The organism is Streptomyces sp. NPDC017095 (assembly GCF_044332325.1).
Lineage (GTDB): Bacteria > Actinomycetota > Actinomycetes > Streptomycetales > Streptomycetaceae > Streptomyces.
Window position 1 is genome coordinate 207,081 of record NZ_JBIROU010000011.1, and the last position, 13,095, is coordinate 220,175.

Annotated in this window: 11 protein-coding genes and 1 pseudogene; 9 read left to right on the plus strand and 3 right to left on the minus strand. The window is 75.0% G+C overall.

All coding sequences use genetic code 11. The features are described 5' to 3' along the window. Positions 1-682: 682 nt before the first annotated feature. Positions 683-1,507: pseudogene (locus ACH4OA_RS23290) on the minus strand (peptidoglycan recognition protein); the annotation flags it as partial. 131 nt (positions 1,508-1,638) lie between these two features. Between ACH4OA_RS23290 and ACH4OA_RS23295 the strand changes: the two are divergent. Then, positions 1,639-2,823 carry a MarP family serine protease gene (locus tag ACH4OA_RS23295; RefSeq protein ID WP_365874564.1) on the plus strand — a complete coding sequence of 395 codons (1,185 nt, stop codon included), beginning with the start codon at positions 1,639-1,641 and terminating at the stop codon, positions 2,821-2,823. A 25-nt stretch (positions 2,824-2,848) separates the two neighbouring features. Here the strand turns inward: ACH4OA_RS23295 and ACH4OA_RS23300 are convergent, their stop codons facing one another. Further along, positions 2,849-3,337, minus strand: a complete 489-nt coding sequence (locus tag ACH4OA_RS23300; RefSeq protein WP_365874562.1) for a GNAT family N-acetyltransferase — start codon at positions 3,335-3,337, stop codon at positions 2,849-2,851. Between the two features lie 72 nt (positions 3,338-3,409). Here ACH4OA_RS23300 and ACH4OA_RS23305 point away from each other — a divergent pair, with 72 nt between their 5' ends. Both ACH4OA_RS23305 and ACH4OA_RS23310 read left to right on the plus strand, forming a co-directional pair. Beyond that, a complete protein-coding gene (locus ACH4OA_RS23305) occupies positions 3,410-4,303 on the plus strand; it encodes a TIGR01777 family oxidoreductase (RefSeq protein ID WP_365874560.1) in 894 nt (297 codons plus the stop codon). Positions 4,304-4,485: 182 nt separating this feature from the next. Continuing rightward, positions 4,486-5,865, plus strand: coding sequence for an NAD(P)/FAD-dependent oxidoreductase (locus tag ACH4OA_RS23310; RefSeq protein WP_397970535.1), 1,380 nt, complete (start codon positions 4,486-4,488; stop codon positions 5,863-5,865). Positions 5,866-5,908: 43 nt separating this feature from the next. On the opposite strand, the gene ACH4OA_RS23315 is transcribed toward ACH4OA_RS23310, so the two are convergent. Continuing rightward, a complete protein-coding gene (locus ACH4OA_RS23315) occupies positions 5,909-7,378 on the minus strand; it encodes a regulator (protein WP_397970538.1) in 1,470 nt (489 codons plus the stop codon). A gap of 239 nt (positions 7,379-7,617) precedes the next feature. Here ACH4OA_RS23315 and lipB point away from each other — a divergent pair, with 239 nt between their 5' ends. From lipB to ACH4OA_RS23345, 6 genes are all read left to right on the plus strand, one after another. Beyond that, positions 7,618-8,415, plus strand: coding sequence for a lipoyl(octanoyl) transferase LipB (gene lipB, locus ACH4OA_RS23320; protein WP_365874554.1), 798 nt, complete (start codon positions 7,618-7,620; stop codon positions 8,413-8,415). A gap of 114 nt (positions 8,416-8,529) precedes the next feature. After that, the gene (lipA, locus tag ACH4OA_RS23325) at positions 8,530-9,495 is read left to right on the plus strand and encodes a lipoyl synthase (RefSeq protein ID WP_365874552.1); all 966 of its coding nucleotides are present in this window, start codon (positions 8,530-8,532) and stop codon (positions 9,493-9,495) included. A gap of 243 nt (positions 9,496-9,738) precedes the next feature. Next, on the plus strand, positions 9,739-9,960 hold the full coding sequence (locus ACH4OA_RS23330) for a hypothetical protein (protein ID WP_365874550.1): 222 nt from the start codon (positions 9,739-9,741) through the stop codon (positions 9,958-9,960). A 73-nt stretch (positions 9,961-10,033) separates the two neighbouring features. Continuing rightward, a complete protein-coding gene (locus ACH4OA_RS23335) occupies positions 10,034-10,735 on the plus strand; it encodes a DUF4191 domain-containing protein (protein ID WP_397945712.1) in 702 nt (233 codons plus the stop codon). A gap of 128 nt (positions 10,736-10,863) precedes the next feature. Next, entirely contained in the window at positions 10,864-11,976 is a 1,113-nt protein-coding gene (locus tag ACH4OA_RS23340; protein ID WP_397970541.1) for a nitrous oxide reductase family maturation protein NosD, read from the plus strand. Positions 11,977-12,088: 112 nt separating this feature from the next. After that, positions 12,089-13,084 carry a methyltransferase gene (locus tag ACH4OA_RS23345; RefSeq protein WP_397942042.1) on the plus strand — a complete coding sequence of 332 codons (996 nt, stop codon included), beginning with the start codon at positions 12,089-12,091 and terminating at the stop codon, positions 13,082-13,084. Positions 13,085-13,095 lie beyond the last annotated feature (11 nt).

Sequence of the window (13,095 nt, forward strand, 5' to 3'; positions counted from 1 at the left end):
CCGGCCGGTCCCGGACGCCCGGCACGGCGGCACCCCGTCCGTCCGGTCCGGACCGGACGCACCCCTCACGGTCCCGGCGACCAGGCCGGACGCACCCCACACGACCCCGGCGACCAGGCCGGACGCACCCCACACGACCCCGGCGACCAGGCCGGACGCACCCCACACGACCCCGGCGACCGGGCCGGACGCGCTCCTCACGACCCCGGCGACCGGGCCGGACGCGCTCCTCACGACCCCGGCGACCGGGCCGGACGCGCTCCTCACGACCCCGGCGACCAGGCCGGACGCGCTCCTCACGACCCCGGTGACCGGGCCGAGCACGCCCCTTGTGGCCGCGCGGCGCGGCGGTCCGGCGCGCGTGGTCCGGAGCCGGCCGGCGCGCTCCCGCGCGGGTCCGCTCCGGCCGCCGGTCCGGCCGTCCTCACGCGTGCCGTCCGGGGTCCCCGCCGCCGGCCCGGGGACTCGGAGTGGGCCGGGAGCCGCCGTGCGTCCGGGGACGTCCGTTGGACGCCTCGCCCGGCGACGGGGTGGGCCCCTGGCTGTGGACCGCCCGGGGACGTGCAGGAGTGGGCAGGACGCTGTGGACCGCCCGGGTATGTGCCGGGGTGGGCAGGACGCTGTGGGCCGTCCGGGACCGCGGTGGGGTGGGTCGTGGGCTGTGCGGCGGCCGTGCGGGCGGGCGGCCCTGGAGCAGGGCGGCGTGTTCCCGGAGGGCCGGGAGGCGGGCGGTGAGGGCCTCGCCGGGGCAGCTCGTGGGGAAGCCGGTGTCGTGGCCGGCGAGGGCGGGCAGGGTGGCGGCGGTGCCCGCGCGGTAGCGGCTGAGGCTGCTGCTGGAGACCAGCCGGGCCCGGCCGCGCGGGTCGACACCGGCGAGGCCGAGTTTCCAGGCGGCCAGCGCGGCGATGGCGTCGGTCATGGGCCGGGGTACGGGGACCCCGGCGGTGAAGGTGCCGAGGGCAGCTATGCCGGCGGTGCGGTGGTTGAAGCCCTGGGTGTGGGCGCCGGTGACGGCCCGTTCGACACCGCCGGCGCGGCCCTCGTAGACCGTGCCGCAGCGGTCGACGAGGAAGTTGTAGCCGATGTCGTCCCAGCGGCGCTCCCCCGTCTGGCCCGCGTACAGGCCGCGGATGATCCGGGGCGCGTCGGCGCAGGCGTAGCCGTTGGGCGAGTCGGTGTGGTGCAGGAAGACGGCGACCACCTCGTCGTCGTAGCGCGGCGGCGGCTGGCCGCGTCCGGTGGCCCGGTCCAGCCAGGCGGAGCGCGGCACGATGCGCGGCCGGGCGGCCCGGTAGGCGGGCGGCCGGGCCCCGGCGGCCGGGCGGTCGGGGCGGGACACCACGACCCGCCCGGCGCCGGGGACGCACAGGGCGAGCGCGCCCACGGCCAGCAGTCCGGGCAGGCAGCCGAGCAGGACGAGGACGGCGCCGGGTATGCGCCGCGGGGCGCGGCGGGGCGTCGCGGCGGAGCGTGCGCGGGCCCGGCGGGCTCTGGGGACGAGGCGCATGATCCCACTCTCGTTGCGTCCCGCCGGGCCCGCGCGGTGCGCTGTGCCACCTGGCGGAACCCTCGTCCTGGTCCGGATCGTTCCCGGAGGGCGGCGACGAACCGGGGAGACCCGGGAGGAAGGCGGCTGTCGTGAACCTGTTGGATGTGCTGCTCGTGCTAGTGGCCGCCTGTTACGCGGTCTCCGGGTATCGGCGCGGACTGGTGGCCGGGTGTGTCTCGCTGGCCGGGTTCGTGGGCGGCGCGGCCCTCGGCGTGTGGCTGCTGCCCTGGGTGACGGGCCAGGTGGCGCGGGGCTCGCCCGCGGCGACGGTGCTCGCGGTGCTGACGGTGCTGGTGCCGGCCGTGGTGGGGCACGAACTGACGGGCCGGCTGGCGCTGCGGCTGCGCGGGGAGCTGGACCGGGGTCCGCTGCGGGTGGCGGACGGACTGGGCGGCGCGGCGGCGAACGCGGTCGCGGTGCTGGTGGTGGCCTGGGTGGCGGCGAGCGTGCTGTCGGCGGCCCCGGTGCGGCCGCTGACGACGGCGGTCCGGGACTCGGCGGTGCTGGGCGCGGTGCAGCGGACGATGCCCGACACCACGCCGGCGTGGTTCTCCCGGGCCACGTCCGCGCTGGACCAGGCAGGTTTCCCGCAGGTGTTCAACCCGTTCGAGAACGAGTCGACGGCCCGGGTGGCCCGGCCGTCCGGCGACAGCGTCACCCCGGATGCGACGAAGGCCGCCCGGCTGAGCACGGTGAAGATCGAGGGTGCCGCGGGCGCCGAGGGCCGCGAGGGCAGCGGGTTCGTCTACGCGCCGGGGCACGTGCTGACCAACGCGCACGTGGTGGCCGGCATCGACCGTCCGAGCGTGCGGGCCGGCGGGGTGGGGCCGGCGTACGGGGCCCGGGTGGTGCTGTTCGACCCGGACCGGGACGTGGCGGTGCTGTACGTGCCCCGGCTGCGCGCCCCGGTGCTGCGCTTCGACCCGGACGCGGCGCGCGGGGACCCGGCGGTGGTGGCGGGCTATCCGCAGGACGGCGGCCTGGACCTGCGGGCGGCGACGGTCGCGAGCCGGGTGCGGGCGACCGGGCAGAACATCTACAGCGACCGCTCGGTCACCCGGGACGTCTACGCGATCCGCTCCACGGTGCGGCCGGGCAACTCCGGCGGCCCGCTGCTGACCACGGACGGCCGGGTGTTCGGGGTGGTCTTCGCCCGCTCCGTCTCCGACCCCGGGACCGGGTACGCGCTGACGGCGGCCGAGGTGGCGGGCGACGCCCGGCGCGCGGCCACCGCGACGGAGCCGGTGGACACGGGCGAGCTGGTCGCCGCGTAGGGCCTGCCGTGCGGATCATGCCGGGTCACAGGGCGCGGCCCATGCACACGTCGTCCACGTACCGGCCGTCGATCAGGAACTCGCCCGGCAAGACTCCCTCGACGGCGAACCCCTCGGACTCGTACAGCGCGCGGGCCGGGGTGTTGTGGCCGAGCACGCGCAGGGTCAGACGGCGTGCGCCGCGCTCGCGCGCCTGGGCGGCGGCGGCCCGCAGCAGCGCGCGCCCGACGCCCTGCCCGCGTGCCTCGCCGGCGACGGCGAAGCCCTGGACGGTCAGGACGTGCGCGTTGGCGGCGAGCGGTGTGGGCCGGGTGAGCCGGATGTAGCCGAGGAGGCGTCCGCCGGACTCGGCGACGAGGAACTCCTCCGGCGGGTGCCGCTCGTCGAAGAACGGCGGGTACGGCGGCTGCGGCCGGGGGGTCACCGCGTGCAGCGTGGACCAGGTGGCCCGGTCCAGGACGGCGAGTTCCGGCTCGTCGGCGGCCTGGGCGGGGCGTATGGAGGGTTCGGGCATGGCGATCACCCTACGGCGCGTGATCCGGGGGTCCAGCGGGTTTCCGGGCCGCGGTGCGGTCATGCTGGGGCCATGGAACGATCACGTATCGCGGTGGCCGGCGCGTCCGGTCTCATCGGTGGCGCTCTGGCGCGGTCCCTGGCCGCCGACGGGCACGAGGTGGTGCGGCTGGTTCGCCGGGACCCCCGGGGCCCGGACGAGGTCCGCTGGGACCCGGCCCGGGGGTCTGTCGACACCGCGGGTCTGGCCGGGTGTGACGTGGTGGTGAATCTGGCGGGGGCCGGGGTGGGCGACCGGCGCTGGACACCGGAGTACAAGCGGCTGCTCCGGGAGAGCCGGGTGCTGGGCACGGCGGCGCTCGCCGAGGCGGTGGCCTCGCTGCCGCGCCCGCCGCGGGCCTTCCTGAACGGCAGCGCGATCGGCTTCTACGGCGACACCGGCGACCGGGTGGTGGACGAGGACGCGCCGCCGGGCGACGGGTTCCTGGCCCGGCTGTGCGTGGAGTGGGAGGGGGCGGCGGCGCCCGCCGCGGCGGCGGGGGTGCGGACGGTGTTCCTGCGCACCGGGCTGGTGGTGGCCCGCGGCGGCGGGGCCTGGGGGCGGCTGTTCCCGCTGTTCCGGGCGGGGCTCGGCGGCCGGCTGGGCGACGGGCGGCAGTACTGGTCGTACATCGCGCTGCGCGACGAGGTGGCCGCGATCCGGCACCTGATCGACGGTGCCGGTCTGTCCGGGCCGTTCAACCTGACGGCGCCCGAGCCGCTGACCAACCGTGAGATCACGGCGGCGATGGCGCGGGTGCTGCGCCGGCCGGCGCTCTTCCCGGTGCCGGCCGCGGCGCTGCGGGCGGTGCTCGGCGAGATGGCCGGGGATGTGCTGGGCAGCCAGCGGGCGGTCCCGAGGCGGTTGCTGGAGTCGGGTTTCCGGTTCGCGTGCCCGGGGATCGAGGAGGCGATCCGCGCGGCGTGACGCACCGGCCGGTGACACCGGCGAACGCGTGTGACGGTATGCGACCTCCATGCGACCGTGCCCTGCCGATGCGCGACTGTCCCGGGCCGGTCACCGCCCTAGCCTCGAGGCGAACTCGGGTATCCGCGGCGCGTGTCGGGGCCCTGACGCCTCCACCGGCCGCGCAACCACAGGAGGGCCTCGTGCTTGAGCCCGCGTACCAGGTGGACGTCGTCATCGTGGGGGCCGGGATCGCCGGTCTCTCGGCGGCCCACCGGCTGACCAGCGCAGGAGTCACCACCGCGGTCCTGGAGGCCGCCCCGTACGTCGGCGGCCGCATGTCGACGGAGAAGGTCGACGGCTTCCGGCTCGACCGTCTCGGACAGCTGCTGTCCGCGTCCTCCCCGGAACTCCGGCTGACACCGGGCCTGGACGCCCTGGCCGTGCGCCGTTTCGCGCCGGGCGTCCTGCTGCACCGCGACGGACGGGTCCAGCGTGTGCTGCCGCCGGCGGCCGGCGGGAGCGCGGGGGGCGCACGCGGCGCACGCGGCGCGCTTCACGCGGTGCGCGCCCTGGCCGGCCCGCCCAGGAGCACCGCGGCCGCGCCCGGCCGGACCGGTGCGCCGGTGGGCGGCGCGGTGGACCAGGTCCGGCTGGGCGCCGTACTCGGCCGGATCGCGACGACGCCGGTCGAACGCCTGCTCGCCCGGCCCGAGCTGCCCGCCGCCCAGGCGCTCGGCCGGCGCGGCCTGCCGGCCCGCACCATCGACGGCTTCCTGCGCCCGCTGCTCGCCGCGCTGCTGTGCGACCCGGAGCTGAGCACGTCCAGCCGGTGCGCCGACCTGGCGCTGCGCGCCTTCGCCAGCGGCCGGCTGGGCGTCCCCGAGGGCGGCGCGGAGACGCTGCCGGAACTGCTGGCCGGGGCGCTGCCGCCGGGCACGGTGCGCACCGGCGTGCGGGTCACCGCCGTGTCCACGACCTCGGTGGCCACCGCGGAGCACGGGGAGATCCGCTGCCGGGCGGTGCTGCTGGCCACCGACGCGCGGGCCGCGGCGGAGCTGCTGCCGGGGCTGCGGCTGCCGGACTTCCATCCGGTGACGGTCCTGCACCACACCACCGACGACCCGGCGGCGGTCCGCGCGGCCGGGGCGTCGCTGCTGCTGGACGCGGACCGGGGCGGGCCGGTGGCGCGCACGGCGGTGCTCAGCGCGGTGGACCCGAGCCGGGCGCCGGCCGGGCGGACGCTGATCTCCTCCACGGTGCTGGGCCCGCCGCCGCAGGACGTCGACACCGCGGTCCGCATCCACCTCGCGCGCCTCTACGGCACCTCCACGCGCCGCTGGGAGACGCTGGCCGTGCACCACACGCCCGAGGCGGTCCCGGCGATGCGCCCGCCGCACGATCCCCGCCGGCCGGTACGGCTCCTGGCGGGCCTGTACGTCTGCGGCGACCACCGGGACACCAGCACGGTCCAGGGCGCCCTGCACTCGGCCCACCGGGCGGCCGCCGCCGTCCTGGCCGACCTGGGCATGGGCTCCCTGCACCGCGCCGATCCGGCGCCGACCCTGCCCAGGGCGGCCTGAGCGCGCAGGGACGGGCCGCCGGGAGCCCGGCGGCCCGGCGCCGCTAGCCCCAGGCCGCGACCTTCTCGCGGTAGCTGCGCACGGGTGCCGCGTCCCGGTACGGCTCCAGACGGCGCTCGAAGTCCCTGACGTACTCCACCGCGCGGGCCGAGCGCATCTCCGCGGCCTGGGCCGCCGCCTCCGCGGCCAGCGCGCACGCCTGGTCGAGTTCGCCGAGGCCGAGCCGGGCGGTGGCGAGGACGACCCGGCAGAACAGCCGGCTGCGGGCGAAGGCGGGCGCCCGCAGCTGGAGGGCGCGCTCGGCGTGCTGCGCGGCGGCCCGGAACTGCTGGAGGTCGCGGTGGCAGTGCCCGAGCTCGTCCGCGAGCTGCCCCTCGTCGAAGAATTTGGCCCAGTACGGCACGTCGTCGCAGGGCCGGGCCGCGTCCAGCGCCCGCTCGGCCCTGACCAGCGCCGCGGTGCACGCCCGCACCTCGCCGAGGACCGCGTGCGCCCGCGCCTCGGAGGCGTGCAGCAGTGCCTGGACGACCGGCGGGGCGCCCGTGCCCACGCCCTGCTGCGCGACGCGCGCCAGTTGGACGGCCTCGCGGCCGTGGCTCAGGTAGACGGCCTGGCGGCTCATGGTGACCAGCACGTACGAGCCGTACGCCCGGTCGCCGGCCGCCTGGGCGAGCCGCAGCGCCTGGACGAAGTAGCGCTGGGCGAGGCCGTGCGCGGCGATGTCGTACGACGTCCAGCCCGCGAGCCGGGTCAGGTCGGCGGCGGCGCCGAACAGCCGGCGGCCGGTCTGCTCGTCGTAGGAGCCGCGGAGCATCGGTTCGCACTCGTGCTCCAGATAGCGCACCAGTGCCTGCCGGGCGTGGCCGCCGCCGAACCGGTCGTCGAGGGCGCGGAACAGCTCGCCGACCGAGCGCAGCGCGGCGATGTCACCGCCGGTGACCTTGTGGCCGGGGAGGCGTTCGGCGGTACCGCGGGCCCGTGCCGTGCCCGGCACCCCGGGCGGGAGCGGAGGCTTGTGCACGCCGGGCCGGGCCTGCGGCGGCACCCGGGGCGCGGGCTCGCGGGCCACCCGGTCGTCGGCCTTGCCGATCAGCCAGTCCCGGCTGGGCACGACCAGCCCGGCCGGGGTGAAGGCGATCCGGCGCAGTTCGGCCTGGCTGCCGGAGTCCTTGCGCCACAGGCCGCTGACGATGTCGACGGCCTCCTCCGGGGTGGCCGCGAACTCCAGCCCGGCGTAGACCGGCGCGCAGGCGTCCAGGCCGAGGTCCTGGGCGGTGAGCCGGCGGCCGAGCCGGCGGGTGAAGACCTCGGCGATGAGGGCGGGGGTCGTGCCGCGCGGCTGTTGCCCGCGCAGCCAGCGGGTGACGGACGTCTTGTCGTATCTCAGGTCCAGCCCGTGCTCCAGGCCGAGCTGGTCGACGCGACGGGCCAGACCCGCGTTGGAGAACCCCGCTTCTGCGATGAGCGCGGCGAGCTGGCGGTTGGGGGTGCGCTGCGCGGGTCGGTCCGTCATCTGCGGTGCGGTCTCCTGCCTTCCGGGCCGTCGACGTGCCCGGATTGCCTTTGAGCAGCCGTTATGGCCTCACGAACGGCGTGAATGTAGCGGAGAGTGAGCAGGCGGTCGCACAGTTCGCCGGGCATTCATCCGATCGTGTGAGGAACATCCGCAGGGCTGACGCACGCCGGTCGGACGTACAGTGGCGTGGGCGCGATACATGCCTGACACACCCATCGCCGAGGGAGGCGCTTGCCGTGAGTGAGTTGCGGTTCGTCCGCAGGGGATTCGGTGCGGATGCCGTCGAGTACCAGGTGGCCTGGGACGAGCAGCGCCGGGTGCACGCGGCCCGGTTCGCCGACGAGGTCCCCGACACCGTCATCCTCCTGGAGCACCCTCCGGTGTACACGGCCGGCCGGCGCACCGAGGACAGCGAGCGCCCGCTGGACGGCACCCCGGTCATCGACGTGGACCGCGGTGGCAAGATCACCTGGCACGGCCCGGGCCAGCTGGTGGGCTACCCGATCCAGAAGCTGCCCCGCCCGGTGGACGTGGTCGCGCACGTGCGGCGGCTGGAGGAGGCGATCATCCGGGCCTGCGCCGAGTTCGGCCTGGAGACCACCCGGGTGGAGGGGCGCAGCGGGGTGTGGGTGCTCGGCGACCCGGTCGAGCAGCGGCCCGCGCTCGGCGGGCTGTCCCTGGACTTCGACCCCCGGCTGAACGACGACGAGTTCGACCCGCGTCTGAACGGCCCGGAGTACGCGCCCTCCAACGCCGGCCAGCGGCGCGAGGACCGGAAGATCGCGCAGATCGGCATCCGGGTGGCCAAGGGCGTCACCATGCACGGCTTCTCGTTCAACGTGAACCCGGACATGAAGTGGTTCGACCGGATCATCCCGTGCGGCATCCGGGACGCGGGCGTCGCCTCCCTGGCGGGCGAGCTGGGCCGGGACGTCACGATCGAGGAGGTGCTGCCGGTGATCGAGCGGCACCTGCGGGACGTCCTGGAGAACGCGGAACTCAAGCCCCGGGAGATCGAGACGGCCTCCGCCTGACCGTCCGGCACGGGAATGCGCCCTGCGGCCTCGGGGTTGGCCTCACCGGCAGGGCGCGAAGTACACGGGCGTACCCTGGTGTACGCCGAAGAATCGAAGTCACAGGGAGCCGACGTGTCCGCAGTCTCACCGGACGGACGCAAGATGCTGCGCCTGGAGGTCCGCAACAGCCAGACCCCCATCGAGCGCAAGCCCGAGTGGATCAAGACCCGGGCGAAAATGGGCCCCGAATACACGAAGATGCAGAACCTCGTGAAGAGCGAGGGGCTGCACACGGTGTGCCAGGAAGCCGGCTGCCCGAACATCTACGAGTGCTGGGAAGACCGCGAGGCGACCTTCCTCATCGGCGGCGACCAGTGCACCCGGCGCTGCGACTTCTGCCAGATCGACACCGGCAAGCCCGAGGCCCTGGACCGCGACGAGCCGCGCCGCGTCGGCGAGTCCGTGGTCACGATGGACCTGAACTACGCCACCATCACCGGCGTCGCCCGCGACGACCTGGCGGACGGCGGCGCCTGGCTGTACGCCGAGACCGTGCGCCAGATCCACCGGCAGACCGCCGGCCGGGAGGGCGGCCGCACCAAGGTCGAGCTGCTGGCGCCCGACTTCAACGCGGTGCCCGAGCAGCTCGCGGAGGTCTTCTCGGCCCGGCCCGAGGTCTTCGCGCACAACGTCGAGACGGTGCCCCGGATCTTCAAGCGGATCCGCCCCGGCTTCCGCTACGAGCGCTCCCTGAAGGTCATCACCGAGGCCCGCGACGTCGGCCTGGTCACCAAGTCGAACCTGATCCTCGGCATGGGCGAGACCCGCGAGGAGGTGAGCGAGGCGCTGCGGCAGCTGCACGACGCCGGCTGCGAGCTGATCACCATCACGCAGTACCTGCGCCCCTCCGTCCGCCACCACCCCGTGGAGCGCTGGGTCAAGCCGCACGAGTTCGTGGAGCTGAAGGAGGAGGCCGAGCAGATCGGCTTCTCCGGTGTGATGTCCGGCCCGCTGGTGCGGTCCTCCTACCGCGCCGGGCGCCTGTACCAGATGGCGGTGGAGAAGCGCGGTGCGTTCGTCGCCGCCCAGGCGGTGTGATCATACGATGTGAGCCGACCGTGTGAACTCACGCACAAGCGGCTACCGGCCGGTAGGCGGCCGGGCCGACGCGGTCCCGCCCGTCCTCGCTGATGAGGACGGTGCCGGGGCCGCGTCGGCGTTCCGGCCCCGCGCACCGGGCCTTCATGGGCGTTTGACCGGTCGGTCACGCCCTGGTAACACCGAACCGTGACCCTCGTATCACGCCCCGTATCTCCATCGCTTCGAGGGGGGACCTCGACCATGCAGGCCGCACCCGTGTACGACGGGGTGCCGAAAGGCACCCGCGCCACCGCCCGCCCGTCCTTCACCGACGCCCTGCGCGCCGTCGAGTCCCTGCTGATGAGCGGCGGTCAGCGCACCGCCCGCCGGAACGCGTGGACCTCCGTCCTGGAGGACCGCCGCCGGGCCCGGGCCCGGGTGGAGGCCCAGCAGGTCCTGGAGCGGGCCGCCGACCGCACCTGACTCCCCTCCCCCGGCCCCGCCCGCCGGACACTGCCGTCGTCCGCGGCTCCCCGGGGCACGTAGACTTCGTGGCATGGCGAGGAAGGAACCCGCGGCGGACGCCGCGAATGCCGGGCGACTGAAGCAGATCGCCCTCACGTACCAGATGACCCGCAAGGTCGACACGAAGATCGGTCTTGTACTCGCGGCCGTCGGCGTCGGCACCTTCGGTGTCCTCCTCGCGATCGGCTTCCTGCTCGGCCACCCGGTCTACCTGGGTATCTTCGGCCTGCTGATCGCCCTGCTGGCCATGGCGATCGTGTTCGGCCGCCGGGCCGAGCGGGCCGCGTTCGGCCAGATGGAGGGCCAGCCGGGCGCCGCCGCGGCCGTGCTGGACAACATCGGCCGGGGCTGGACGACGACTCCGGCGGTGGCGATGAACCGCAGCCAGGACGTGGTGCACCGGGCGGTCGGCAAGGCCGGCATCGTGCTGGTCGCCGAGGGCAACCCGAACCGGGTGAAGAGCCTGCTGGCCGCCGAGAAGAAGAAGATGAACCGCATCGTCGCGGACGTGCCGGTGCACGATGTGATCGTGGGTGACGGCGAGGGCCAGGTGCCGCTGAAGAAGGTGCGCACCACCCTGCTGAAGCTGCCGCGCGTGCTGACCGGCCCGCAGGTGACGACCACCAACGACCGGCTGCGGGCCATGGGCGACCTGATGCGCAACATGCCGTTGCCCAAGGGCCCGATGCCCAAGGGCATGAAGCTGCCGAAGGGCGGCCAGCGCGGGCGCTGAGCCCCCCGCCCGAACGTATACCTCACCGACGAAGCCCCGCACCCCACCGGTGCGGGGCTTTCGCGTGACACGCCGCCGATCGGAGCATCCGGCCGGTAATCGGCTCATACGCTCCTAGCCTTCGGCATGTGACAAAACGCCATATTACGTACCTCGCGTGCACCACGGTCCTCGTCGGGACGTTCACCGGCGCCACCCCGGCGTCGGCCGCCCACCGGACCCTCGTGGTGCGTCCGGGTGAGTCGATCCAGAAGGCGGTGGACGCCGCCGCGTCCGGCGACACCGTGCTGGTGCGGGCCGGCACCTACCACGAGAGCGTCACGGTCCGGACGCCCGGCGTGACCCTGCGCGGTGTGGGCCGGCACACCGTGCTCCGGCCACCGGCCAAGACCAAGGCGGCACAGGCCGGGACGGCACAGTCCGGGACGGCGGCCGGGAAAGCGGCCTCCGTCACCTGTCTCGCGGCCGGCAACGGCATCTGCGTGGTCGGCGGGAAGAACCGGGCCCTGCGCGACGTCACCGTCTCCGACCTGCGCGTGACCGGATTCGCCAAGACCGGCGTGTGGTCCATGGGCACCGACCGGCTGACCGTCGCCCGGGTGACCGCCGACGGCAACGGCCAGTGGGGCATCGCCCAGGAGCACTCCACCCGCGGCGCGTTCCGCGACGACACCGCCCGGGGCAACGGGGACGCGGGCCTGTTCCTCGCCAACAGCGTCAAGGCCGAGCAGGGCGCCCAGGACACCAAGGGCACGGTGGTCGAGCGCAGCCTCCTGGCGGGCAACCGGATCGGCCTCACCGTCCGCCGGCTGCGCAACCTCGACGTCACCGGCAACCACGTCACCGGCAACTGCGCCGGCGTCTTCGTCGTGGGCGACGAGAACAAGCCCAGGGCCGGCGCCCTGACCGTCGCCGACAACCTGGTCCAGCGGAACAACCGCTACTGCCCGAAGACCGCCCGGCTGCCCTACCTCCAGGGTTCCGGCATCGTCCTGACCGGCACCGAGAAGGCCCTGGTCACCCGGAACACGGTCACCGGCCACTCCGGCAAGTCCCCGCTGTCGGGCGGCATCGTCCTGTTCAAGAGTTTCGTGGGCGCCCCCGGCGAGCGGAACCGGATCACCGGCAACCGGCTGTCGGCCAACTCCCCGGCCGACCTCGTCAACCAGGAAGCCGGCAAGAGCGGCAACGCCTTCGACCGCAACTCCTGCCGGGCCTCCAGGCCCGCGGGCCTGTGCTGACCGGGCGGCCGTACCCGACCCACGCAAGGAAGGAAGGCGGCACATGACCGCACCATCCCCCGCGCTCTCCACTCCGCCGGAGTCCGCGGCACCCTCCTCCCCGCCCCCGTCGATGCGGCTGCGCGAACTCGTGTTCGGGGCGGCCTGCGCCGCCGCCGTCCGCGCCGCCGCCCGGCTCGGCGTCGCCGACGCCCTCGGGGAGGCGCCCATGACCGTCGAGGGCCTGGCGGCGGCGGTGCGCACCGAGCCGGGTCCGCTGCGCCGGCTGCTGCGCGCCCTGTCCTGCTACGGCGTCTTCGCCGAGCGCCCCGACGGGACGTTCGCGCACACCGAGATGTCCCGGCTGCTGCGCGAGGACGACCCGAACAGCCTGCGGGCCATCGCCCAGTGGTGCACCGAGCCGTGGACCTGGGACGCCTGGCCCCGGCTGGACGAGGCGGTGCGCACCGGCCGGAACGTCGTACAGGACCTGTACGGCAAGGAGTTCTTCGCCTACCTGAACGAGGACGCCCCGGAGTCCGCCGACGTCTTCAACCGGGCGATGACGAGGTCCAGCGAGCAGTCGGCCCGGGAGGTCGCCGCCCTGCTCGACCTGTCCGGCAGTGATTCGGTCGCCGACCTCGGCGGCGGGCAGGGGCACGTGGTGGCCAGCCTGCTGGACAAGTACCCGGCGATGCGGGGCTACCTGCTGGACCTGCCGCGGGTGGTCGAGAAGGCCCTGCCGCGGCTGCGCGAGGGCGGCGACCTGGCCGGCCGGGCGCGGATCGTGCCGGGTGACATCCGCGAGGCCGTCCCGGTCCGGGCCGACGTCTACATCATCAAGAACATCCTGGAGTGGGACGACGAGTCCACCACGCGGCTGCTGCGCAACGTGGTCGGGTCGGGCGGTCCCGGCACCCGGGTGGTCGTCATCGAGAACCTGGTGGACGACACGCCGTCGATGCGGTTCAGCACCGCCATGGACCTGCTGCTCCTGCTGAACGTCGGCGGGGCCAAGCACACCACCGGCAGCATGACCGGCCGGCTCCGCGCGGCGGGCCTGGAGGTCCGCGGCATCCAGCCGGTCAACCCCTTCCTGCACGCGTTCGACTGCACGGTCCCCGCGTGAGCGCACCGCCC